This window comes from Noviherbaspirillum autotrophicum (genome assembly GCF_000818395.1).
Classification (GTDB): Bacteria; Pseudomonadota; Gammaproteobacteria; order Burkholderiales; family Burkholderiaceae_D; genus Noviherbaspirillum; species Noviherbaspirillum autotrophicum.
The window spans coordinates 1,772,420-1,795,265 of the sequence record NZ_JWJG01000028.1 but is presented as its reverse complement, the minus strand read 5'-3'; the positions used below and the strand labels follow the sequence as shown (position 1 = coordinate 1,795,265).

At 63.3% G+C, this 22,846-nt stretch carries 19 protein-coding genes and 1 tRNA gene; 8 read left to right on the top strand and 12 right to left on the bottom strand.

Annotated elements, in window-relative coordinates; genetic code table 11:
• Window positions 1–242: 242 nt before the first annotated feature.
• On the bottom strand, window positions 243–3,005 hold the full coding sequence (locus tag TSA66_RS27995; RefSeq protein WP_157691648.1) for a bifunctional diguanylate cyclase/phosphodiesterase: 2,763 nt from the start codon (window positions 3,003–3,005) through the stop codon (window positions 243–245).
• Between the two features lie 253 nt (window positions 3,006–3,258).
• The gene (locus tag TSA66_RS27300) at window positions 3,259–4,119 is read right to left on the bottom strand and encodes a hypothetical protein (RefSeq protein WP_198358762.1); all 861 of its coding nucleotides are present in this window, start codon (window positions 4,117–4,119) and stop codon (window positions 3,259–3,261) included.
• Between the two features lie 144 nt (window positions 4,120–4,263).
• On the opposite strand from TSA66_RS27300, the gene TSA66_RS09625 reads away from it, so the two are divergent.
• Entirely contained in the window at window positions 4,264–4,617 is a 354-nt protein-coding gene (locus tag TSA66_RS09625) for a hypothetical protein (protein ID WP_040039842.1), read from the top strand.
• 57 nt (window positions 4,618–4,674) lie between these two features.
• On the opposite strand, the gene TSA66_RS09620 is transcribed toward TSA66_RS09625, so the two are convergent.
• The 7 genes from TSA66_RS09620 to TSA66_RS09590 form a co-directional block, all read right to left on the bottom strand.
• Window positions 4,675–4,750 (bottom strand) — tRNA-Asn (locus tag TSA66_RS09620).
• Window positions 4,751–4,810: 60 nt separating this feature from the next.
• Window positions 4,811–6,148, bottom strand: a complete 1,338-nt coding sequence (locus tag TSA66_RS09615) for a sigma-54-dependent transcriptional regulator (protein WP_040039841.1) — start codon at window positions 6,146–6,148, stop codon at window positions 4,811–4,813.
• On the bottom strand, window positions 6,141–8,027 hold the full coding sequence (locus TSA66_RS09610; protein WP_040039840.1) for an ATP-binding protein: 1,887 nt from the start codon (window positions 8,025–8,027) through the stop codon (window positions 6,141–6,143). Before TSA66_RS09610 ends, TSA66_RS09615 begins: the two co-directional genes overlap by 8 nt.
• Window positions 8,028–8,096: 69 nt before the next feature.
• Window positions 8,097–8,858 carry a sulfite exporter TauE/SafE family protein gene (locus TSA66_RS09605; protein WP_040039839.1) on the bottom strand — a complete coding sequence of 254 codons (762 nt, stop codon included), beginning with the start codon at window positions 8,856–8,858 and terminating at the stop codon, window positions 8,097–8,099.
• A gap of 79 nt (window positions 8,859–8,937) precedes the next feature.
• Window positions 8,938–9,303 (bottom strand): GlpM family protein, encoded by a 366-nt coding sequence (locus TSA66_RS09600; RefSeq protein WP_232429438.1) that lies wholly within the window; start codon window positions 9,301–9,303, stop codon window positions 8,938–8,940.
• An 8-nt stretch (window positions 9,304–9,311) separates the two neighbouring features.
• On the bottom strand, window positions 9,312–10,634 hold the full coding sequence (locus tag TSA66_RS09595) for a dicarboxylate/amino acid:cation symporter (RefSeq protein ID WP_040039838.1): 1,323 nt from the start codon (window positions 10,632–10,634) through the stop codon (window positions 9,312–9,314).
• Window positions 10,635–10,891: 257 nt separating this feature from the next.
• Complete coding sequence (locus TSA66_RS09590) at window positions 10,892–11,329, bottom strand: hypothetical protein (protein ID WP_040039837.1); 438 nt, start codon at window positions 11,327–11,329, stop codon at window positions 10,892–10,894.
• A 304-nt stretch (window positions 11,330–11,633) separates the two neighbouring features.
• Here TSA66_RS09590 and TSA66_RS09585 point away from each other — a divergent pair, with 304 nt between their 5' ends.
• The 3 genes from TSA66_RS09585 to TSA66_RS09575 all read left to right on the top strand — a co-directional run bounded on the left by TSA66_RS09585 (window position 11,634) and on the right by TSA66_RS09575 (window position 14,582).
• Window positions 11,634–12,107, top strand: coding sequence for a CreA family protein (locus TSA66_RS09585; RefSeq protein WP_040039836.1), 474 nt, complete (start codon window positions 11,634–11,636; stop codon window positions 12,105–12,107).
• Window positions 12,108–12,130: 23 nt separating this feature from the next.
• The gene (locus TSA66_RS09580; RefSeq protein WP_040039835.1) at window positions 12,131–13,051 is read left to right on the top strand and encodes a delta(1)-pyrroline-2-carboxylate reductase family protein; all 921 of its coding nucleotides are present in this window, start codon (window positions 12,131–12,133) and stop codon (window positions 13,049–13,051) included.
• A 103-nt stretch (window positions 13,052–13,154) separates the two neighbouring features.
• Entirely contained in the window at window positions 13,155–14,582 is a 1,428-nt protein-coding gene (locus tag TSA66_RS09575; RefSeq protein ID WP_040039834.1) for an amidase, read from the top strand.
• 368 nt (window positions 14,583–14,950) lie between these two features.
• Here the strand turns inward: TSA66_RS09575 and TSA66_RS09570 are convergent, their stop codons facing one another.
• Together TSA66_RS09570 and TSA66_RS09565 are read right to left on the bottom strand one after the other, a co-directional pair.
• Window positions 14,951–15,223 carry a hypothetical protein gene (locus TSA66_RS09570; RefSeq protein WP_040039833.1) on the bottom strand — a complete coding sequence of 91 codons (273 nt, stop codon included), beginning with the start codon at window positions 15,221–15,223 and terminating at the stop codon, window positions 14,951–14,953.
• 31 nt (window positions 15,224–15,254) lie between these two features.
• A complete protein-coding gene (locus tag TSA66_RS09565; protein WP_040039832.1) occupies window positions 15,255–15,563 on the bottom strand; it encodes a hypothetical protein in 309 nt (102 codons plus the stop codon).
• Between the two features lie 377 nt (window positions 15,564–15,940).
• On the opposite strand from TSA66_RS09565, the gene TSA66_RS09560 reads away from it, so the two are divergent.
• The 4 genes from TSA66_RS09560 (at window position 15,941) to TSA66_RS09545 (ending at window position 19,171) form a co-directional block, all read left to right on the top strand.
• On the top strand, window positions 15,941–16,324 hold the full coding sequence (locus tag TSA66_RS09560; RefSeq protein WP_040039831.1) for a DUF427 domain-containing protein: 384 nt from the start codon (window positions 15,941–15,943) through the stop codon (window positions 16,322–16,324).
• 50 nt (window positions 16,325–16,374) lie between these two features.
• Entirely contained in the window at window positions 16,375–16,581 is a 207-nt protein-coding gene (locus TSA66_RS09555) for a hypothetical protein (protein WP_040039830.1), read from the top strand.
• A gap of 140 nt (window positions 16,582–16,721) precedes the next feature.
• Complete coding sequence (gene guaD, locus TSA66_RS09550) at window positions 16,722–18,068, top strand: guanine deaminase (RefSeq protein ID WP_232429437.1); 1,347 nt, start codon at window positions 16,722–16,724, stop codon at window positions 18,066–18,068.
• A 29-nt stretch (window positions 18,069–18,097) separates the two neighbouring features.
• A complete protein-coding gene (locus TSA66_RS09545; protein ID WP_040039829.1) occupies window positions 18,098–19,171 on the top strand; it encodes a porin in 1,074 nt (357 codons plus the stop codon).
• Between the two features lie 112 nt (window positions 19,172–19,283).
• Here TSA66_RS09545 and TSA66_RS25485 read toward each other — a convergent pair whose 3' ends face one another.
• Window positions 19,284–22,832 carry a sensor domain-containing protein gene (locus tag TSA66_RS25485; protein ID WP_198358760.1) on the bottom strand — a complete coding sequence of 1,183 codons (3,549 nt, stop codon included), beginning with the start codon at window positions 22,830–22,832 and terminating at the stop codon, window positions 19,284–19,286.
• Window positions 22,833–22,846: the final 14 nt, after the last annotated feature.

Sequence of the window (22,846 nt, the reverse complement as noted above, 5' to 3'; positions counted from 1 at the left end):
CCTCTAAGGATGAACGCTACCAAGTATAAGGCCAATGGCCCGTGCCGGTTTGACGCGCGCATGCAGCCAGTGACGCTGTTCGGGTGGAGTACATGCTGTCACACAACATGGTGGCGATTTAGAAAACGGCAACGATGATGCTTCCGTCCATCAAGAGAGTAGCGAACGCCGGCCTGTCCGATGCCGTCGGCCGGAAGCCTTGCATTGACGGGGTGGGCAAGGGGCGCGTGGGCTCGCCGGCCTTACTCATTGGCGACGGCACTGATCTTGCTCCGGGCCCAGTGCTCCCAATACCAGCGCGCGAACTCGGCAGCTGGCAGTGGCCGGCTGAACCAGTATCCCTGTGCCTGATGGCAGCCGTGCTCCTGCAGATACCGGAGCGCGATTTCCGACTCGATGCCTTCGCCGTGGACTTCGAGCTCCAGGTTGCGGCCGAGCGTGATTATCGCGTCGGTCACGGCGCGGCTCGCCTGGTCGCGCTCGATGCGCCGCACGAATGACTGGTCCACCTTGAGCTTGTCGAGCGGCAGGCTCGACAGGCTGCTGAGGCTGGAATAGCCGGTTCCGAAATCGTCGAGCGCCACCTTCACCCCGAGCGCCTTGATGCGGTTCAGGATCTTCACTGCCTCGTCGAGGTTTTCCATGATCGCACTCTCGGTCACTTCAATTTCCAGCGACGTGGGATCCATCCCCGTGTCCGCGAGGATGCGGCTGAGCTTCTCGGCAAACTTCTGCTGGCGAAACTGAAGCGGCGAGACATTAATCGCGATTGTCGCTTTGAGTCCCTGGTCCAGCCATTCCTGATGCTGCCGGCATGCCTCGGCAGCGACCCATTCGCCCAGCGGCCCGATCAGGCCGGTCGATTCGGCGATGGGGATGAAGCGGTCGGGACCGATCGCCTCGCCATCGTTGTCCTCCAGGCGCAACAACGCTTCGGCGCCCACCAGCCGGTTGCTCTTGATATCGATGACCGGTTGGTAGTGCAATCGCAAGGTGTGCTGCTTGAGCGCTTTCTTGAGCCGCTGCTCCACCTGCAGCGCCTGCGCGGCGCGCCGATCGAGTTCGTCCCGATAGTACTGATAGGCAGCGCGCCCGGCTTGCTTGGCCTGGTACATCGCCAGGTCGGCGGTATGGATCAGCGCATTCATGTCGACCGCGTGGTCCGGGAAGCAGCTGATGCCGATCGAAGGCGAAATCGACAGCTCCAGCGCATCGATCCGAAAAGGCTGGCTGATGCGCTCGATCACGTGCTGCGCCACTGTCTCGGCCCGGTGCAAGCCTTCCTCGAGGTGGGGCAGGATGATGACGAACTCGTCGCCGCCGAGGCGCCCGACCAAGTCTTCCGCGCGCGTGCACTCGACGAGGCGCTGGCCGACGGCCTGCAGCACGCGGTCGCCAGTTTCATGGCCGTACAGGTCATTGATCGGCTTGAACCGGTCAAGGTCGATGAACAGCAGCGCTCCCCGGCCATGGTGGCGCTGCGCCGCCGCCAGAACATGGCCGCCGTACTCGAACACCAGCGCCCGGTTGGGCAATCCGGTCAGGTTGTCGTGCAAGGCGGCATTGCGCATCTCTTCCTTGGATGCCCGCAGTCGTTCCTCGGCCTGCTTGCGCTTGGTAATGTCGAGCACCGTGCCGCGCGCGCCGACCACCTCGCCGTTATTGCCGCGCACTGCTTGGCATTTGAAATTAAGCCAGAGCATGCTTCCATCGGCATAATAGGCCTGTTCTTCCAGATCATGGCCTTCGCCGCTTCGTATCGTTTCCTGCAACGCGGCATTCAGCCGCTCCCAGGATGCCTCGGGCAGCAGGGTGCCGCGCATCCCCGGCCAAGGCGGAACCTCGCAGCCATAGATCTCACGCAGCGAATCCGACATCTGGGTCTTGCAAGTATGCAGGTCGAGGTACCACGAGCCGAATCTGGCGAGGCGATGGGCTTCCGCCAGCTCGGCATCCTTGGTGCTGATGATGGCGGCACGCTCCTGCAGCAAGTCTCCGGCGCGGCCAATGGCCGCTGCCACGTCGACGGCTTCCTTGACATGGACCGGCGGGACCGGCATCGACCTGCCGTCACCCAGGGCTTCGGCCGGTTCGCTCAGGACCTCGAACGAGTACGCAATCCGGCGGCTGACAAAGCGGGCCCAGACCAGCCCGATGCCGAACAGCGCCGCCACGCCGATCGCGAGCAGCGACAAGGTGCGCCACAACGAACCGAGGATGGCCTGGCGCGGAATGCCGATGGCCACGCCCCAGTGGGTGACGGGCGAACGGCTGTAGGAGGTAATGACCGGGGTGCCTTCCTGGGTCACCGTCTTGAGCGAGCCTTCGCCGAAAGCAGTCATTGCCTGCTGCAGTGCCGGCACTGTTTTTTTTCCGACGAATTGGTCGGCGGCGTGGTTGCGCCCGACGATCGTGCCAGCACTGTTAATTACCGCCACAACCCACCGTGGCGGCATGCCTTGCGAATGCAGAAGCGCATTGAAATGCTCGGTCAGGATGCCGATGCCGAGGGAATAGGTAATCTTTCCGTTGATGATTACCGGCACATCCACGCTCATGATCGGGCGCTTCAGCACCCCGCCAATGAAAAGGTCTGAAATCATCGGCTTTCCCGTTGCCAAGACTCCGTCCACTTTTTCGCGGGCAGGTTCGCGCGGCAAGGGCGTGCCAAACGGCACGGCTGTATTCAGAAGGAGTCTTCCATTAGCATCGCGCAGGACGACATTGGAGCCAAGACCCGCCAGTGACACGAATTCCTGTGCGCGCTTGTGGAAGCCGGCGAAGTCATGTTCGGTCAGCAGCCTGGAGGTGGAGAGCGCCTGCGCGGCCGACTGCGCCCGCAGCAAATGGCTGTCGACGGCCTGCGTCAGGGCCCGCGCTGTCTGGATCATGTCCTTTTCCTGCTGCGCGCGCGCAGCCTGGTACTCGTACATGAAAAGAATGCCGGCGCCGATAACTCCAGGCAGCAAACAGGCCAGGACCAGCCACGTAAGCAACGTTCGCACCGACCAATTGGTGCTGGAAAAAGTTTTGTGAAGCAATATTCGGCCCGGATCGTACCAAGTGAGAAATTCTCGTATCTGCGAATTCAACGTATCAAATTCGACCTCTTGCAGCTTGAATAATTCGAAAAGAAAAGATGCCGCAAGAGTTGCGTCACATGAAAAGCCCAAGCAAATGCTTGATCGTAAAAATGTTGCTGCTAAAATGCCAATCTTTCATTTGCAAAATTGCACGAAAAACCATGAACAAGACCTATCAACGACTCAAGCAACAGATGGAAAACCTGCGGAAAGAGACCCTGCGCCGAATCAAGGACGTCATGGAGCAACACGACATCCGGGTGGAACAGTTGGCCGCCGATATCCTCGGTGCACCCGCACGCGTTGCCGACAAGGTCAAGACCATGGCCGGATTGAGCGCGCAGAAGCAAAAGCCGGCACAGGCCGCCAAGAAAGCAAAATCGGCAAAGGCGGCGAAGCCGGCTTCCGCAAAGAAAACCACCGCGACCACCGCAAAGAAAGCCGCACCAGTAACGAAGGCGGCTCCCGCAAAGAAAACGGTAGCTACAAAGAAAGCTGAACCTGCGGCAAAGGCGGCGCCGGCAAAGAAAGCGGCAACCGCGAAGAAGACCGCTGCGGTAACGAAGCCGGCACCGGCGACGAAAGCCGCAACCGCGAAAAAGGCTGCACCGGCAAAGACGGCGGCCACCGCCAAGAAGGCGACTGCTGCAAAGACGGCGGCCCCGGCTGCCAAGAAAACGGCAGAAAAGAAAGCGGCAGTAGCAACAAAGGCCGCTCCGGTAAAGAAAGCAGCAGCAAAGAAGGCTGAACCGGTTGCAAAAGCTACCCCGGTAAAGAAGGCGGCAACTGCAGCGAAGCCGCAACCGGCAAAGGCTGCACCCGCAAAGAAAGCCGCTGGCGCAACGAAGGTTGTTCCGGCAGAGAAAGCTGTAGCAGAAAAGAAAATGGAATCGGCAATACCGGCAGCAACCACAGCGATGCCCGTCGCTGCGGCGATGAATCCGGCAGTGTCCGCGCTCCCGCCGACTGAGAACCTTGGCACTGTCGCGCCGGCAACATCTGCAGCCGTGACCCAGTAATATTTGTCTCGCGTCAAAGAAAAAACCCGGCCTCGCCGGGTTTTTTTATTTTGGAAAGTGCTGCAATGAACTCAATCTCATTGTTGAAGTCACACATTGGCATGACAAATTATCAATGCCGGGAATTAATTCACGTTTCGCCGTCCAGAAAGGAGAACTACATGAATTCAATGAAATTGTTCGTTATCTGTGCGTTTGGCGTCGTCATCACAACCGGATGCGCGTCATCATCGAAATCGCCAGCCGTTGCAGCTGCGCAGCCAGGCGTGCAAAGCGGTAAAGTGACTGCCGTCGAATCCGTCGCCGTCGTCGATCAATCGGTGGCAACGACGAGCTCCGGCAGCAGCGCCGTGGTCACCACGGCCAGCGGTGGCCCGGAAGCCCTCACGGTGCTCTTTGCCGATGGCTCGCAACAGCGGTATATCATCGAGCGTCCGACTACCGCATTCAAAGTCGGCGAACCGGTGAACGTCATCACGAATGGCGAGCGCATCACGATCGTGGCGCCGAAATAACAACCGGTATCACGCAAAAGAAAAAGGCCTAGTTTTTAAACTAGGCCTTTGCATTCCTGGCTCCCCGACCTGGACTCGAACCAGGGACCTGCGGATTAACAGTCCGTCGCTCTACCGACTGAGCTATCAGGGAATTGAGGGGCGCATTATAAAGAGAGTCTGGCGCGGCGTCAAAAGAGAATGCACGCGGCCCTCAATTTTGTTCTCCCAGCCGGTATTTCCGTATCTTGTCGTGCAAGGTGGTCTTGGCCACGCCGAGGGCTTCGGCCGCGCGCGCAAGGCTGGCGCCATTGCGCGCCAGCGCATCGGCAATCAGGGCGCGCTCGAAATCGGCCACGGTGTCCGGCAGCGAGCGCGGGCCGGCGGGCGCTTCGTCGGCGAATGGCGGAAAACCCTTCTCGATGCCCAGCACGCAGCGGTCGGCCACGTTGCGCAGTTCGCGCACGTTGCCCGGCCAGTCGTAGGCCATCAGGCGGCCCATGCGCGCCGCATCGGCCTCGGGCACCGGACGCTCGTGGCGCGCGGCGCCCTGCAGCAGGAAATGCTCGAACAACAGCGGAATATCCTCGCGCCGCTCGCGCAGCGGCGGCAGCGGCAGGGTGGCGACGTTGAGCCGATAGTAGAGGTCGGCGCGAAAGCGTCCCTGGTCCGACAATGCCTTTAGGTCCGACTTGGTGGCGGCGACCACGCGGCAATTCACGGGAACCGGGGTGTTGGAGCCGAGCCGCTCGAGGCTGCGCTCCTGCAGCACGCGCAATAGCTTAGTCTGCATCGCCAGCGGCATCGATTCGATTTCGTCGAGGAACAGGGTGCCGCCGCTGGCATGTTCGATCTTGCCGATGCGCCGTTTTCCGGCGCCGGTATAGGCGCCGGCTTCGTGGCCGAAGATTTCGCTGTCGAACAGGGTTTCCGGCAGGCCGCCGCAGTTGATGGCGACGAAGTTGCCGGAACGCCGCGGGCCGGATTCATGCAGGCAGCGCGCGGCCATTTCCTTGCCGGTGCCGGTTTCGCCTTCGATCAGGATATCGGCGGCGCTGTTGGCCAGCTCGGTCACCAGTTGCCGCACGCGCAGCATGGCGGGGGAGCGGCCGATCAGCTTGCCTTCGAGCTGTTCGCGGCTTTCCAGGCGCGCGCGCAGCTGTCGCACTTCGAGTGTCAGGCGGCGCTTGTCGAGGGCGCGGCGCACCACCTCCACCAGGTAGTCGGGGGAGAAGGGCTTTTCGATGAAGTCGTGCGCGCCGTTTTTCATCGCCTGCACCGCCAGCGAGACGTCGCCATGCCCGGTGATGAGCACCACCGGTAGGTCCGGGTCGATGGCCCGGATTTCCTGCAGCAGCGCCATGCCGTCCATGCCGGGCAGGCGGATGTCGCTTACGACGATGCCGGGGAAGTCGCGTGAGAGTTTGCGCCGCGCCTTTTCCGCGCTGTCCACGCCGGCGACCGGAATGTCTTCCAGTTGCAGCGCCTGTTCGCAACCGAGGCGGACATCGGGATCGTCTTCGACGATGAGCACTTGCAGGGATTCAGTCATGTTGCTTGCCCTCCGGGGCGGCGGGGATTTCCAGGGTAAAGACGGCGCCGCCTTGCGGGTGATTGCCTCCGGTTAGGCTGCCGCCGAAGTCGGCCACGATCCCGGCCGAGATGGCCAGGCCGAGCCCGAGGCCGCTGCCGGCTTCCTTGGTGGTGAAGAACGGTTCGAACAGGTGCGAGCGCACTTCTTCGTCCAGGCCCGGGCCGCGATCGCGCACCTGGATCAGGATGCGTCCGTCTTCGCAGGCGGCGCCGATGTTCAGCATCGGGTCGGCGATGCCTTCCATTGCATCAAGCGCATTGCCGATCAGGTTGACCAGCACCTGTTCCAGCCGGTTGGCGTCGCACCACGCCTGCAGTTCCTCGTCGGCTAGGTCGATGCAGGCCACGGCGCGCGCCTGCTTGAAGCGCTGCTCCAGCAGGAACAGGGAATTTTCCACGGCGCGGCGCACGGGCACGGCCTGGGGCGTGCCGGACGATTTGCGGGCGAAGGACTTCAGCTGCGAGGTGAGGCGCCCCATGCGGTCCACCAGTTCGCCGATGCGTTCCAGGTTGCTGCTGGCGGTGGCGAGATTGCCGCGCGCGAGGAATTTGCTGGTGTTGCCCGACAGGGTGCGCAATGCCGCCAGCGGCTGGTTCAACTCGTGCGCGACACCGGCGGCGAGCTGGCCGATGACGGCGAGCTTGCCGGCCTGGACCAGTTCGTTCTGCGCCGAGCGCAGGGTGCGTTCGGCCTGGGTGCGTTCCGTCACTTCCTGCTGCAGGCGGGTGTTGGCCGAGGACAGGTCGGCGGTGCGTTCGGCGACCTTGCGTTCGAGTTCGTCGTGCGCCCGCTGCAGTGCTGCCTGGTCGGCCAGGCGGTCTTTCAGGTGGCGCCGCCGCTGGTTTAGCAGCAGGGTCAGGATGAACAGGAAGGCAGCGCCCGCGCCGGCGACCGCCGCGCGGTTGAATGCGATGGCGCGCACCTGCTCCTGCGGCGAGAAGACGGTGATGTTCCACGGGGTGCCGGGCAGCGGCTGGGTCTGGGCGACGAAGGTGCCGGCCACGGGGAACATCGACACCATTTCCGGTTCCGCCTTCGGCAGGCGCACTAGGCGCGCGCCGTGCTCCAGTTCGGCCAGTTCCTTGACGCCCAGCGGATTGAGTGCGCGCCGGTTGTATTGCTGGGTGCGGTCGAAGGCGCTGCGTGTGGCTTCGTCGAGCGGCTTCAGGGTGGTGAATTTCCAGCTTGGCACCGAAGCCAGGATGATGACGCCGTTTTCGTCAGATACCAGCGCCGGCGCTTCGACCGTCGTCCAGGATTTTTCCAGCTGTTTCAGGCCCACCTTGACCACGGCCACGCCCAGCATGCCGCGACTGTCCGTCAGCACGGAAGACAGGTAGTAGCCGGGTTCGCCGCGCGTGGTGCCGATGCCGAAGAAGCGGCCGCTGCCATTATCGATCGCTTGCCGGAAGTACGGCCGGAAGGACAGGTCTTCGCCGAGGAAGCTGTCGGCGCGGCGCCAGTTGCTGGTGGCGGCCACCCTGCCGTTGCGGTCGAGGATGTAGATGGAGAGGCTGCCGGCGCGCTCGTTGAGTTGCTCCAGGTACTGATTCACCTGCTCGACCCGGGCCTGGTCCGCGCCGGGCGCGGCGAGCAGCTGCAGCACGTCGCGCTCCAGCCCCAGCGTGGTGGGAAAGTAGGCGTACTTGTCGATTTCCCGCTCCAGGCTGGCGGCGTACAGGTCGAGCCGGTGGCGCCCGGTGGCCTGCAGCTCGGCCAGGCCCAGGTTCAGGCTGTAGCGGAAGGCGAACAGGCTGACGGCCGCGACCAGTGCCGCAAAGCCCAGGACCAGCAGGGCCAGCCGCGAGCGCTGGGGGAGATGGGAGCGGGGATGCATCAAAAATGGATTCGTTCGGATTTCCGAATTATGCCGCGAGCCGGCGCGGCGCGGGCCGCAGGCGGCGAATCACGGATGCACCATGTCCCATAGCATCTTGACAATCAGGATCGCCACCACCACCAAAAAGGCCTGGCGCACGAAGCCGGCGCCGCGCTTCAAGGCAATGATGGTGCCGACCTGCGCACCGATCAGGTTGCAGGCTGCCATGACCAGGCCCACTGCCCACAGCAGCGGGCCGTGGCTGGCGAAAAAGGCAATGGCCGAGACATTGGTGGCGGCATTGATCACCTTGGCGCTGGCCGACGCGCGCAGGAAGTCCATGCCGAACAGGCGCACGAATGCGAAGATCAGGAAGCTGCCGGTGCCGGGCCCGAAAAAGCCGTCGTAGAAGCCGATCGCAAGCCCCAGCGCGATGCCGCGCCAGCGGTCGGCCGGCACCAGCTCGCGCGTGGAGGTGTGGCCCAGGTCCTTGCGGCGAAACGTGTAGACGGCTACCGCCAGCATCATCACCAGCACCAGCGGGCGCATCGCCTCGCGTGGCAGCCAGGCCACCACTGCCGCGCCCAGCCAGGCGCCGACCAGCGCGGCAAACGTGGCCGGCAGCACCACGGCCCAGGGAATCGACACGGTGCGGGCAAAGCGCCACAGCGCCGAGCCGGTGCCGGCAATGCTCGACACCTTGTTGGTGCCGAACAGGGAAGGGATCGGCGACTGCGGAAACTGCGACAGCAGCACCGGAATCTGGATCAGGCCGCCACCGCCGACGACGGCATCGACCATGCCGGCGAAGAAGGCTGCGGGAGCCAGGATAAACCAATTGAATTCCATAGGAGATCGTCAATGCACCCGGCACGGCGGGCCGGGAATAAGCGGAAGAATAAGCGGAGCAGAGATGGTAACCGGTAGTTTAGTTCCCTGCAGGAACGAATCGGCTCCACAGCAGCAAGAGTATGCCGGCTGCGACCGTCCACGCCATCGTGGCGCTTGCCAAGGTGGCAGCAAGCGACAGCCGCACGCTGAGCCAGAACACCGCCAGCAGATAGACGGCATACGGCAGCAGCGCGCACAGGCCGAACAGCGCCGTGGTACGCAGCTCGGCGGCGCCGCGTTCGCCGCCGACGATGGCATGCGCGATCAGGGCGAAGGTCGGAAACAGCGGCACCAGGCCGGCGATGTAGTAGTTTTTACTTCTCGATAACAGCGCGATCAGGAGCACCGCCAAGGCGCCCAGCAGGCATTTCAACAGGAGGGACGACATGGCGGTGCTTTGCATGCGCTAAATCAGGCCGCCTTGGGGAGCGACACGTCCTGCGGCAGCGGCAGCACCTCGTCGGATTCCGCCAGTTCCGGGCTGACCGGCGTGATGGCGTTTTCCCACTTGGCGACCACGGCGGTGGCAATCGCGTTGCCCAGCACGTTGGTGACGGTGCGGCCCATGTCGAGGAAGTGGTCGACGCCCATCACCAGCAAGAGGCCGGCTTCCGGCAGGTTGAACATCGGCAGCACCGCGGCTACCACCACGAGCGAGGCGCGCGGCACGCCGGCGATGCCCTTGGAAGACACCATCAGCACCAGCAGCATGGTGATCTGCTGGCCGAGCGTGAGCGGAATGTTGTAGGCCTGGGCGATGAACAGCGCGGCAAAGCCGGTGTACATCATTGAGCCGTCCAGGTTGAAGGAATAGCCGAGCGGCAGGATGAAGCCGGTGACGCGGTCCTTGATGCCGAATTTTTCCAGCTGCTCCATCAGCTTCGGATAGGCCGATTCGCTGGAGGCGGTGGAAAAGCCGAGCAGCATCGGGCCGCGAATCAGCTTGATGAGGCGGAAGATGTCCTTGCCCAGCACGCAGAAGCCGGCGGTGATAAGCACGGCCCACAGCGTTGCCAGCGCGAAGAAGAAGGTCGCCATGTACTTGCCGTAGACGAGCAGGATGCCCAGGCCCTGGGTCGTGATGACCGCCGCCACGGCGGCGAACACGCCGACCGGCGCGAAGCGCATCACGTAGTCGGTTACCTGCAGCATCACGTGCACCAGGTCTTCGGTCGATTTCAGCAGGCTGTTGGCGGTGCTGTTGGGGGCATTGGTGCCATTGTGCAGCTTGCCGAGCGCGACACCGAAGAACAGCGCGAAGATGAGAATCTGCAGGATTTCATTGTTCGCCATCGACTCGAAAATACTTTTCGGGAAGACGTGCGTGATGAAATCCTTCAGGTTCAGCGCCGAGGTCTTCAGGTTGGTGGCGGTGCCGACGTCAGGCAGGGGCACGCCGACTGAGTCGCCGGGGCGCACGACGTTGGCAACCACCAGGCCGATCATCAGCGAGCACAGCGACGCGCCGATGAACCATCCCAGCGCCTTGGCGCCGAGGCGGCCGACGGCCTTGGCGTCGCCCATGCCGGCCAGGCCCGCCACCAGCGTGCCCAGGACCAGCGGGGCGATGATCATCTTGATCAGGCGCAGGAAGATATCGGTGAAGATGGAGAAATAACCGGCGATTTCCTTGGCAATCGCGGCATTCGGCGCAAGCGTGTTGCACAGGTAACCGACGATGATGCCGGCGACCAGAGCCACGCCGATCCATGTTGTAAGTTTGTTCCTTTTCATCCGAAATATCCTTTGCCCGCCTCCGGGGCGTTGTAATGATCAAATTGAAATGATGTGCCGGCTTGCGCGGCTGTCATGCAGCGCAAGCAGTGACCTTGCTATTGAGCAGGCTTCATGCCATGCCGCAGGGCCGGGCAGGAAAATTCAATTCCCTGATTTAAAAGGAAAAAAATTGTGCGCCCGGCGAGCGGGCGACGAATTTCCGGATGAATGGAGGCGAGGGCGTTCGGATATCCGAACGCGGAGGCGGTGCGCGGTCAGCTCATTCGATCCTGCGGTGCGCCGTCCGCAGCGGAAGAGAGTGCCAGGGCCGCTTCGATTTCTTCGCATGCGGCTTCCATACCGCTACGAAATTGCAAGTCTTCCAGCTGGCTGGCCGCCTCGCGCGTGCGCGCCAGTGCATGGCGCACGGCGGCGAGCACCAGTTCCCTGGCCGGGCCGAGGTTATCCGGCGCGGCGGGATACAGCGGGACCGTACAGCGTTCCCGTTGGGCGCGGCTGAGATAGCAGCTGCGACCATTGACGCCGGGTTCCGACAAGCGGTCGAGCTCGTCCGGGCGCGCCCAGGCTGCCGGCTGCGGCGCCGATCCGGCGGCTTGGGCGAGCGCGGCGGCGACGGCGTCGAATACCTGCACGGCATTGGAGAGGTCCACGCCTTGGAGAAGGGCGTGCTTTTGGTCTGGCGAAAGAATCATAAGTGGGTATTACAGGCGCAATGAGGGGCGATTCGGTCGAGGTGCCGGCACTGGGACTCGGGGCCCGAGATTATGGCGCAAGTGCGTCAGGGCGTGTCGTGCCCTCGCATCGATCGATGCAACATGACCTTTGGTTGAGTGACATTCTTATTCTTGACGCTTCGCGGACCGGCGGCGCCAGTGAAGTGCTGCGTGCACGTGTCAAGGCATTAAATCGGGCCAGTCTTAACGGTGCTACAGTATTCCTTTTGACTTCAGCGCATGGAACATGCGGCGCTGAAAGAAACTCCATGAAAGGAAACCGATGTTGCCAAAAACATGGGCTGTCGCCTCGATTCTCCTTGTTGCATCGCATGCCGCGTTTTCCGAAGAGATCGGGGACGTCAGCACGGTATTCAAGTTCATCGGGCCGAATCACAAGATCGTGGTCGAGGCGTTTGACGACCCGAAGGTTGGTGGCGTGGCCTGCTACCTGTCGCGCGCGAAAACCGGCGGGATCAAGGGCGCGTTCGGTGTTGCCGAGGACAAGTCCGATTCCTCTGTCGCCTGCCGGCAAGTAGGTGAAATCCGCTTCAATGGCCCAATCCCGAAGCAGGAAGAAGTCTTCTCCGAGCGCGCATCCCTGCTCTTCAAGCATGTGCAGGTGGTGCGCATGGTCGACAGCAAGCGCAATGCGCTCGTCTATCTGGTGTACTCGGACCGGGTCATCGAGGGCAGTCCCAAGAACAGCGTGACGGCCGTGCCCGTCCCGGTCGGCCTGCGCATTCCGGTCAAATAGCAACTCAGCCAGGGAAACATTCCATGCAGATTCTCGATCAGGCCAGGACGGCGGCGGCCCTGCCATTTTCCAAGCTGGTTCCGGCCCTGGCGCGGGCCGCACGCGAGCTGGCCGACGGTGCCATCCGTGCGCCCGAACGGCAGGTGGTGACCATCGACGCCGCCAGCGTCTTGCTCGGCATGCCCGCCATCGGCGCCGACATCAGCGTCACCAAGCAGATCACTGTGCATGCGAACAATGCGGCGCACGGCCTGCCCGCGATTCAGGGGGAAGTGATTGTCTTCAACACGGCTACCGGGCGCCGGCTGGCCATCCTCGACGGGCCGACCGTCACGGCGCGCCGCACCGCTGCCATGACGCTGCTCGGCATCGAAACGCTGGCGCCGAAAAAGCCGCAGTCCGCGCTCCTCATCGGCACCGGCGCGCAGGCCGCCGCACATGCCGACGCGCTGGTCGAGCATTTCGGCATCGCGCAGTTCTGGATTTCGGCGCGCAATGCGGCAGGCGTCGATGCATTTTGCAAGCGCTTGCAGGAGCGCCATCCGCAGCTAGCGGTCCGGCCGCTGGCGGCCGACGCGCTGCAGCGCGACATACCCGAAACCGACCTCGTGATTGCGCTGACCACCTCGAAGACGCCAGTGATTCCGGCGGCGATCGCAGCGCACACGCTGGCCATCGGGGTCGGCGCCTTCAAGCCCGACATGGTCGAGTTTCCGCCGGCATTGCTGCATGCGCGGCAAATCGTGGTCGACGACCTGGCCGGCGCCAGGCATGAAGCGGGCGACCTGATTCAGGCACATGTCGACTGGAGCGGCGTGCGCGATATCGCCTGTGCACTGGCGGGGCAGCTCGGGCGTGCGTCGCCGGTCCCGGTGTTCAAGACGGTGGGGCAGGCGGCATGGGACCTGGCTGCTGCGCGCGTGGCGGTGCAAGCCCTCGCCTGAGCTTCCCGCAACCTGTCCTTGCTATTCATCGATGCATGTCGACCTGTAAAAGTGTTATGTTGGCAATACAAACACAACCAATAAACTTGCAGGAGACGACAACATGCATCGTGCCATTCTCGACATGGACGCAACCACGCTGGCCGCGAAGATCAAGGCCGGCGACATTTCCTCGACCGACGCGGTCAACGCCTACATTGGCCATTTGCAGCACGCGAACCGCGCGCTGAACTGCCTGGTGGAAGAGCGCTTCGAGGCCGCGCGCGAGGAAGCGCGGCAAGCCGATGCGCTGCGCGCCCAAGGCCGTGCGGCGGGGCGCCTGTTCGGGGTGCCGATCTCGATGAAGGAAGCGTTCGACGTGGCGGGGATGAAAACCACGGGCGGGCTGCTGCACCGGCGCGACCATCGCGCCGGCGGCGACGCGGAAGCGGTCGCCAGGCTGCGGCGCGAAGGCGCCATCATCCTCGGCAAGAGCAATACGCCGACACTGTGCTTTTGCCAGGAAACCGACAACAAGCTGTACGGGCGCAGCAATAATCCATGGGACACTGCGCGCACCACGGGCGGGTCGAGCGGCGGCGAAGCGGCCCTGATCGCCATCGGCGGCGCAGCCGTCGGGCTCGGTTCGGACATCGGCGGGTCGATCCGCTTTCCGGCGCATTTCAACGGCGTGATCGGCTTTCGCAGCGGCGACCGGCAAGTGCCGCAGCAGGGGCATTTCCCGTTTACCGAAGAGCCATGGCAGGAACGCATGCTGGGCATCGGCGCGATCGCGAAATCGGTCGACGACGCCGAGCTGATCAACGCGATCGTTGCCGACTGCCTCCCGCAGCCAGTCGATGCGGCAGCCTTCGACGTAGTCGTGCCGCCGGCCCATCCGCGCTACCCGCTGGACGCAGCCACACAGCAGCTGCTGGATAACGTGCGGGATTTCCTCGCGGGGCAGGGGCGAGTCGCGCAGGATTTTCCGCCGTATTTCGACCAGGTCGCATCATGGTGGCAACTGGTCATGTCGGTCGATGGCGGCGCCGGCATCGCCCGCCTTGCATTCAACGGACAGGCGCCGCGCATCTGGACCGAATACCTGAAGGAAGTGACGCGGCACAGCTCGTCGTATCACCGCTACCTGACCTGGGCGCTGATCGGTTCTTCGCTGTTCCGGCCGTCGCGCCGCAAGTGGGCCAGCTTGCTGCAGCAACTCAAGCAAGCCGACGCCGCCATGGCGCGTTATCTGGACAACCGGGTGCTGGTGCTGCCGGTCTATCACAGCGCCGCCTTGCCGCACGGCGGGGTGTACGGCGAAATATTTTCGGTGCGCCGCACTTTCTTGCGCGTCATGCCCTATGTCGCGCTGGCCAACGTGTACGGCTTGCCGGTGCTGGTGGTGCCTGTCGGGACCGATGAGCACGGCATGCCGGTGGCGGTGCAACTGGTCGCTTCCGTCGGCAACGAACAGGCGCTGTTCCATTTCGGCCGCAAGCTTGAACAGCGTTTTCGCGGTTATGTGCGCTGCGGCATGCATGACCGCTAGCGAATTTATGCTTTGTGCAAGACGACGCATGGCACCACTGTTGCAGCCGATATACACGCACATGAAACAGATTGTAAAAGCCCCTTATTTCAATGTTTAGCCTCGGAAATTCGGTGCTATCTTGTAGCGGCCGTCTCCTCTTTTTACTTGATCATGTTTCGTGACCTGACTAACATTATGTTTCGTGCCACCGCCGCTGCCGTGGCGGTATCGGCCATCGCTGTGTTATTGGCAAGCTCCTTCGGCTTCTGATTGCTGCGTTGGCGCACTGGCGTAACGAGAAACACCCCCGGGCATCGCTGCCGCGGGGCGCTGGAAATTGAAAAGACCTGCCGCGGCAGGTCTTTTTTTCGTGCTGCGGCAACCGCTCAGAGCAATGCGCTTGCGTTGGCAAACTGTGTCGGGCTGATGTCGAAGCGAGGGGCGACGAAGCCGGCGCCGATCACGCCGACGTTGTTGAGCGCATTGACTTCGATATTTTGCAACTGCGTGATGTTCTGGTTCACGCCGACATTGACGTTGGCAACCGGGCCCAGGCCAGCCAGCCAGGAATTTCCTGCATAGCCGCCGCGCACCGATGACATTGCCTTGCGGTCCATTTCCTTGCTGCCGGGAAGATCGTGAATCATGAGGGTAGACATAGCATTCTCCTTGAATGTGGTGGCTGGCCGATCAGTGGCCGAAATTGATGTTGTTGCTGCCGCTTTGGTGCGGCGTGACATTGGCAGTGATATTGTCCGCGAACGCTACGTTGTTGCCGTTGTTGACGAGCGTGTTCTGGCTCTGGCCGAGCGACTGCGAGGCGTTGAAGCTAAAGTCGCTTTGCGTGAAGCCGAACATCGGGGCGGAAAACGACGGCATGTGCGGGTAGGGCGAGGCGGCGGAAACTTTGCTGGTGCCCATTCCTCCGCGCACGGCGCTCATAGCGCTACGGTCGAGTTCTAGGCTGCGGGTCAGGTCTTTGATGGTCAGGGTTTTCAATTCAATGCTCCTTGGGTGAAGTGGATTTTCGGGTTGGTGAGTGTTTTGTCGAACACGACAGCCATACAGCAGGGAGTGTGCCAGCGGCGGCGGCAAGCGCTGGATTTTTCTTAAGTCATTGAAAAACAAGGATAAATTTAGTTACGCACAGCCTGGAGCGCCGATAGCGGGGGCCGGACGCGGTGCGGCAATGGCGGGTGTTTGCCAACAGCTTGCGCAAGACTGTTTGGCCGCAAGCGACAGTTCGGCTCTGTTGCAAGCCTTGTCGGATCTTATGGATATGTTCCGGCGAACAGCGATAAACGAATGCCATCCATTCCAGTCCAAGCAAGACGGCATGCCCATCGTCGGCACCCGCATGGCCGGAGAAAACGCGCATGAACAAGTCGCCAGGACATCAGCAATGGCCCAACCACAAGATCCGCGAATCGCATCTGGGGCAACGCGTGACGGTGGAAATCAATGGCAGCATCGTCGCCGATTCGCGCGACGTGATCCAAGTTGACGAAGATGGCCATCCTGCGCGCTTTTACTTTCCGCGCTCGGACGTGCAGGCCGAAGTGCTGCGGCGCTCGGCAGCCATCACGCAATGCCCGTTCAAGGGAGCCGCACATTACTACGATGTGCAGGTCGGCGACGACAGGTTCAGCGATGCGGTCTGGACCTATGAAGCACCGTACGATGAACACCGTGAGCTGAAGGACCGGCTTGCCTTTTATGACGGCAAGATTCCGGAAATAAAGATCCGGCTCGACGCTTGATCCGGTGCCGTCATGGGGCAGCAGGGAGCCGATGATCATGTGAGGGTGAAATGAACACGCACACATTGTTGGTCGCGGTGATGCTTCTGGCCGGTTGCGCAACGCGGGAGGCGGCGCAGTCGAGCGGTTCGGGCGGCTCGTCCGGGGCGGGCGCGAGCGCAAGCGGCGATCCCGAACTCAATCACGACGTGAACGCAGCAGTTTTCCGGGGTTCGACGCAGGGCTTCTCGCCGCATTCTCCGCCGGCAGGCAGGTGACGCCAACGGTCCCCGCGCACGGGACTGGCCAACAACCATACCCTTCGCTGCCGCTGCAGCGCCACTGCGGAATCCGCTATCATCGCCGCTTCCAGCGCTTCATCAGGGAGCGCAAACATGGCAATCCACAGGAGGCGCGCGTGACCCAGCGTATCGAACACGGACCCGACATCTTCGCCGTTCGCGGCAGCCTGCTCGACTTCAGGGGCGATCCCGCATCTTCGGAAAACGCGCATCGATGGGAAGAGGACGGGTTGCTGGTCGTCGCCGACGGCAAGGTACGCGCAGCCGGCGCTTATGCCGCGCTCGGCCCCGCGCTCGAGCCCGGCGTGCGGACCATCGATTGTCGCGGGCGCATCATCACGCCGGGCTTCATCGACACCCATATCCATTACCCGCAGACCGACATGATTGCGTCGCCGGCCGAGGGCCTGCTGCCGTGGCTCGACACCTGGACCTTTCCGGCCGAGCGGCAGTTTTCCGATTCCGTTCACGCACGTGCGACCGCCAGCTTCTTCCTCGATGAGCTGCTACGCTGCGGCACGACGACGGCCATGGTGTATTGCAGCGTGCACCCGGAATCGGCTGAAGCCTTCTTTCAGGAGAGCGCAGCGCGCGGCATGCGCATGGTGGCCGGCAAGGTGCTGATGGACCGGCACTGCCCGGAGTTTCTGCGCGAGAGCGCGGAGCAGGGCGCACTCGCGAGCGAAGCGCTGATCCGCAAATGGCACAAGCGCGGCCGGCAGATGGTGGCGATCACGCCGCGTTTTGCCGCGACCTCGACGCCGGCGCAGCTGCAGCTGGCCGGCGAACTGGCGCGCGCCTTTCCCGACACCTTCGTGCAGACCCACGTGGCGGAAAACACCGACGAAATTGCCTGGATCAAGTCGCTCTATCCGGAGGCGCGCAGCTATCTCGATGTCTACGAGCGCTACGGCCTGATGCGCCCGCGCGCCATGTATGCGCACTGCATCTGGCTGGACGACACCGACCGCGCCCGCATGGCCGCCACCGGCTCCGCGGCCGCGCTGTGCCCGACCTCTAACCTGTTCCTCGGCAGCGGACTGTTCGACATGCGCAGCGCCGACCGCGCCGGCATGACGCTCACGCTGGCGACTGACGTCGGCGGCGGCACCTCGTTTTCCATGCTCGAGACGATGAACGAGATGTACAAGGTGGCGCGCATGACGGGCGTGCACCTTTCGGCGCTGCGCCTGTTTTACCTGGCGACGCTGGGCGGCGCGCGCGGCATGGGGCTGGAGGGAACCATCGGCAGCTTCGTGGCGGGCGCCGAAGCCGATTTCATCGTGCTCGACCCGTGCGCCACGCCGCTTCTGGCGCGCCGCACCCAACGTGCGCAGAGCCTGGAGGAATTGCTGTTTGCGCTAGCGATCCTCGGCGACGACCGTGTCGTGGAAGCCACGTTTGTGGCGGGAAAAATATTGCATGAACGCAAGCATTCGGGCCACAATGCGACGCCCGAATGACTTTCACAATTCCTTCCTTGGGAGAATTCATGCAATCCAAAAATTCCAAATTCAAGCAACTGGCCCTGGCTGCCGCGCTGACCAGCGCGCTGGCCGCACCGGCGATGGCGCAAACCTCGGTCACGGTCAGCGGCTTGGTCGACGCGTTCGCGGGATCGATGCGCTACGCTGGCGACGCCGGGCGCACCGCAGGCGTCAACAGCGGCGGCCTGACCACGTCGTGGTTCGGCTTCAAGGGCACGGAAGACCTCGGCGGCGGACTGAAAGCGAACTTCCAGCTGACCAGCTTCTTCCAGGCCGATAACGGCGTCCAGGGGCGCTTCCCGAACGACACGCTGTTCTCGCGCGATGCGAACGTCGGCCTGGCCGGCAACTTCGGTGAAGTTTCTCTCGGCCGCGGCCTGGCGCCCAACTTCCTGCCGATGATCCTGTTCAATCCGTTCGGCGACTCGTTCAACTTCTCGCCGCTGGTGCTGCAGCACCAGGTGCCGCTGCTTAACCCGAACTTTTCGACGCGTTTCGCCTCCTCCGTCGCCGGCGACACCGGCTGGAGCAATCAGATCAAGTACACCACGCCGTCCTTCGGCGGCTTGACCGCCAACCTGCACTACCAGTTCGGCGAAGCCGCAGGCAACAACGGCAAGAACAACGTCGGCGCCAATGTCCTGTATTTCAACGGCCCGCTGTCGCTGACGGCGTTCTATCACAAGGTCAAGGTCAACAATCCGCTGGATACGCCCACGTTGCAAGCGGCCGCCGGCTATGCCGAGCAGAAGGCATGGTTCATCGGCGGCGGCTACGATTTCGGCGTGGCCAAGCTGTACGCGACCTACGACAAGACCACCCACGACGTCGCGCTGGAAGACAAGACCGCGTCCCTGGGCTTGTCGGTGCCGTTCGGCGCAGGCAAGATCCTGGCCGGCTATGCGCAGACCAAGCGCAGCGCAGGCGCCGCGCCCGAAGTCAAGCGCCAGACCACTACCGTGGGCTACGACTATGCATTGTCCAAGCGCACCGACGTGTACGCGATGCTCATGAACGACAAGCTCACCGGATTTGACGCCGGCAACAGCTTCGGCCTGGGCATCCGCCACGGGTTCTGACAAGCGGGGCGGGGCCGTTCGGCCCGGCCCAGCCTACTGCAGCGCCTTGCTGCCGTCGCGACCGCACGAATGCGGACGCGGCGGCGCAAGGCGCTTTTTTATCCTGAGGATGCTATGGCTGGGGGCGAGGGGACGGCAGGCGCGCCAGGAAGGCTTCCAGCTCGGGCAGGGGCAGCGGCCTGGCGAACAGGTAGCCTTGCCCTTCGTCGCAGGCGGCGTCGCGCAGCAGGTGCAGGATCTCGCCGGACTCCACGCCTTCGGCCACCACGGACAGTTTCAGCGCGTGCGCCATGTCGACCAGCGCCTTGACGAATTCGAAGCTGCTCAAGCCTTCGGGGCGGTGGTGCACGAAGGAGCGGTCGAGCTTGAGGATGTCGAACGGGAAGCGATTGAGGTACGACAGCCCGGAATAGCCGGTGCCGAAATCGTCCACCGACAGCAGCACGCCCAGCTGCTTGAGCCGCTTCATCACGTCGACCGATTCGTCGATATCGTCCACCAGCGCGCTTTCCGTCAGTTCCAGTTCGAGCAGCCCGGCGGGCAGGCCTGACTTGGCCAGTGCGGCTTCGACCTGTTCGGTCAGGGTGAGAGACTTGAGCTGCCGCGCCGACAGGTTGACCGATACATGCAGAGGGCGGCCGAACTTGTCCATCAGGCGCCGGGTCTGCAGGCATGCTTCTTCCAGCACCCACTGCCCGATCGATTCGATCAGCCCGCGGTCTTCCGCAATGGGAATGAACTGCATCGGCAGGATGTTGCCCAGCTGCGGATGGTTCCAGCGGATCAGCGCTTCCATGCCGACCACGCCCATCGACTTGAGCTTGACGCGCGGCTGGTAGTGCAGCTCGAATTCATGGCGTTCCAGCGCGCGCCGCAGCGTGTGTTCCAGCGTCATGCGCGTCTTGGCTTCCACGCTCATCTCGGCCTCGAAGAAGCGGTAGCAGTTGCGCCCGGCCGCCTTGGCGCGGTACATCGCGGTATCCGCATTCTGGAACAGCAAATCCCTGGTGCGCGTGTCCGCCGCCAGCATGCAGATGCCGATCGACGCGCTCACGAACACTTCCTGCCCTTCGATGTCGAAGGGCGCGGTGAGCGCGGCCAGCAGCCGCTGCGCGATGGACTGCGCCGAATCCTTGCCCTCGGGACAGTGCGCTGCGACCACGAACTCGTCGCCGCCGAGCCGCGCGATCACGTCGCCGGAGCGGGTGTTGTCCTGCAGCCGCAGCGCGACCTGACGCAGCAGCACGTCGCCCGCGGCGTGCCCCATCGAGTCGTTGACCTGCTTGAATCCGTCCAGGTCGATGAACATCACTGCCAGTGCTTCGTCGGCGGGGCCGGCTTCCAGCAGCGATTCCACGCGCTGCCCGATGAGCGTGCGGTTGGGCAAGCCGGTGAGCGGGTCGTGGCTGGCCAGCTGCTGCAGGCGCGCCTCGGCCTGCTTGCGTTCGGTGATGTCGGTGACGAACGCGGTCAGCGAGAGCGGGCCGCCGGCATCCGATTTGGCCGACAGGTTCAGCAGCACGTAGACCGGGCGCCCGTCCTTGTGCCGCATGATGGTTTCCACGCCGTGCCCGGCGCCGCCGGGCGCCAGCGCGGCGGCCAGCGGGCAGCTCGGCAGGAAGCGCTTGATGTCCTTGCCGACGAATTCATCCTTGGCATAGCCCGACAGGGCGCACAGCGCTGGGTTTACGTCCTGCACGATGCCCTTGGCGTCGGTCAGGAAATAGCCGGCCGGCGTCATTTCGAGCATTTCCCGCAGCCGCAGCTCGCTTTCGCGCCGTGCCGTGATGTCGTGGAAGAACACCGACAACCCGCTTTCATGCGGATAGGCGCGCGCTTCGACCCAGGCGCCGGTCGGCTCGTACATGGCTTCGAAGGACACCACTTCGCCGGAGCGCATCGCGTGCTGGTAATGCTCGAAGACAGGGGAATTGCGAAGGCCCGGAACGATGTCCCAGATCACCTTGCCGATTGCGGCGTCGCGCGCCACGCCGACGAAGACGATTGCCTTGCGGTTGGCATAGGTCAGGCGCCAGTTGCGGTCCACCGAGAAAAAGGCATCGCCGATGCTTTCCAGTATCGTATTCAGGCGCTGGTTGGCGCGGCGCAGCTTGGCGCGCGTACGCTGGCGTTCCGTCACGTCGCGCGCGGTCGCGTAGGTCAGCCCGCCGTCGGCCATGCGGCGCACCGCCCACGACAGATGCACCGTGCTGCCATCCTTGCGCAACCAGCAGTTTTCGAGGTCGGGAATGGTGTCCATGGTGTCGCCGATGGATGCGACGATCGCCTTGGTCTCTTCCCGGGTGCCGGGCGTGACGAATTCGAGGTGATGGCTCCCGACCAATTCTTCTGGCCCGTAGCCGATGACACGCTTGACCGCGCGGTTGGCGCGCAGGATTTTGCCTCGTTCATCGAACAGCATCATGATGTCGGGCGAATGCTCGATCAGCGCCTTGTTTTCCTCGGCCAGCCGGGCCAGCTGCTGCAGAAGTTCCTTTTCTTCGGTGATGTCGCGCCCGATGCCGCGATAACCCTTGAACACGCCGTCTTCATAGACCGGTTCGCCCGATATGCAGGAGTGGCGCGTGCCGCCGCTGACAGGGTCGTGCACGACGAAGACGAGATTGCGGAACGGCTCGCGTGCGTCAATCTTGCTGCGGTAATTTTCCCGGTCGGGCTGGGGCGTGGATCGCGTCAGGTCGAAGCCGTTTTTTCCCAGCGCGCATTCCGGCGCGATGCCGAACACCCGCTGCAAGCCGTCCGAAAAAAAGGTGAACCGTTCAGCCTCGTCCATCTCCCAGTACCAGTCCGACGACAGCTGCGTCAGGCTGCGAAAGCGTTCCTCGCTTCTCTTTAGCTCGGCGCGAGCCTGGCGTTCGCGCGTGATGTCGCGCGATACCGCCACCGAGCCGATCTTGTGCTTCGTGACCGGGTCCAGAATGATGCGCGCCTTGGTCCCCATCCATACATAGTGTCCGTCGCGGTGGCGCTTGCGGATTTCGAGCAGGTTGCTCTCGGCGCCGCCCTCCATCTGTTGCTGGACTTCGTTGCGCACGATCGGCCAGTCGTCGGGATGGACGAAGTCGTACACGCTGCGGCCGATGATGTCGCTTGCCTCGATGCCCAGCGCGCGCGTATAGGACGGGGAGACAAACAGGTAGATGCCGTCCTGGTCGCAGTGGGCGATCAGGTCCGAGCTGTACTCGGTGAGCAGGCGCTGCTGCGCTTCGCTGCGGGCCAGGCGCTCGTGCGCCTCGTGCTGTTCCGTGACTTCCAGCACCGTGCCGGTATAGCCGATGAATTCCCCGGCGGCGTCATGGCGCGGCGCGCCCGAACCGAGCATCCAGCGGATTCCGCCATCGCTGCGCACCACGCGGTACTCGTACTGGTACTCGGCGCGCGCTTGCTTGGCTTCGCGATACACCTGACGCAGCTTTGCCGCGTCGTCCGGATGAACGAAGCGCGCCCAGTCCGCCAGGTTGATCTGCCCGCAGCCGCCGAGCAGGTCGGCGGCGCTCTTGTTGAGGTAGATACATTGGTCGTCGACATCCGTCATCCAGACGATCATCCGGCAGGAGTCGGCAAGCTGCCGCAGCGCCTGCACGGTGGGTGACGGAAGGGGAGGTGGCTGGCTGCCCGGTGGCGGTGATTCTCGATGCATTGCGCGAGATGACG

Coding starts and splice junctions, on each gene's coding strand:
- TSA66_RS09625 (WP_040039842.1), top strand. CDS start 4,264: ATGAATTCAATGAAATTGTTCGTTATCTGTGCGTTTGGCGTCGTCATC.
- TSA66_RS09615 (WP_040039841.1), bottom strand. CDS start 6,148: ATGACTGAATCCCTGCAAGTGCTCATCGTCGAAGACGATCCCGATGTC.
- TSA66_RS09610 (WP_040039840.1), bottom strand. CDS start 8,027: ATGCATCCCCGCTCCCATCTCCCCCAGCGCTCGCGGCTGGCCCTGCTG.
- TSA66_RS09605 (WP_040039839.1), bottom strand. CDS start 8,858: ATGGAATTCAATTGGTTTATCCTGGCTCCCGCAGCCTTCTTCGCCGGC.
- TSA66_RS09600 (WP_232429438.1), bottom strand. CDS start 9,303: ATGCAAAGCACCGCCATGTCGTCCCTCCTGTTGAAATGCCTGCTGGGC.
- TSA66_RS09595 (WP_040039838.1), bottom strand. CDS start 10,634: ATGAAAAGGAACAAACTTACAACATGGATCGGCGTGGCTCTGGTCGCC.
- TSA66_RS09590 (WP_040039837.1), bottom strand. CDS start 11,329: ATGATTCTTTCGCCAGACCAAAAGCACGCCCTTCTCCAAGGCGTGGAC.
- TSA66_RS09585 (WP_040039836.1), top strand. CDS start 11,634: ATGTTGCCAAAAACATGGGCTGTCGCCTCGATTCTCCTTGTTGCATCG.
- TSA66_RS09580 (WP_040039835.1), top strand. CDS start 12,131: ATGCAGATTCTCGATCAGGCCAGGACGGCGGCGGCCCTGCCATTTTCC.
- TSA66_RS09575 (WP_040039834.1), top strand. CDS start 13,155: ATGCATCGTGCCATTCTCGACATGGACGCAACCACGCTGGCCGCGAAG.
- TSA66_RS09570 (WP_040039833.1), bottom strand. CDS start 15,223: ATGTCTACCCTCATGATTCACGATCTTCCCGGCAGCAAGGAAATGGAC.
- TSA66_RS09560 (WP_040039831.1), top strand. CDS start 15,941: ATGAACAAGTCGCCAGGACATCAGCAATGGCCCAACCACAAGATCCGC.
- TSA66_RS09555 (WP_040039830.1), top strand. CDS start 16,375: ATGAACACGCACACATTGTTGGTCGCGGTGATGCTTCTGGCCGGTTGC.
- TSA66_RS09545 (WP_040039829.1), top strand. CDS start 18,098: ATGCAATCCAAAAATTCCAAATTCAAGCAACTGGCCCTGGCTGCCGCG.
- TSA66_RS25485 (WP_198358760.1), bottom strand. CDS start 22,832: ATGCATCGAGAATCACCGCCACCGGGCAGCCAGCCACCTCCCCTTCCG.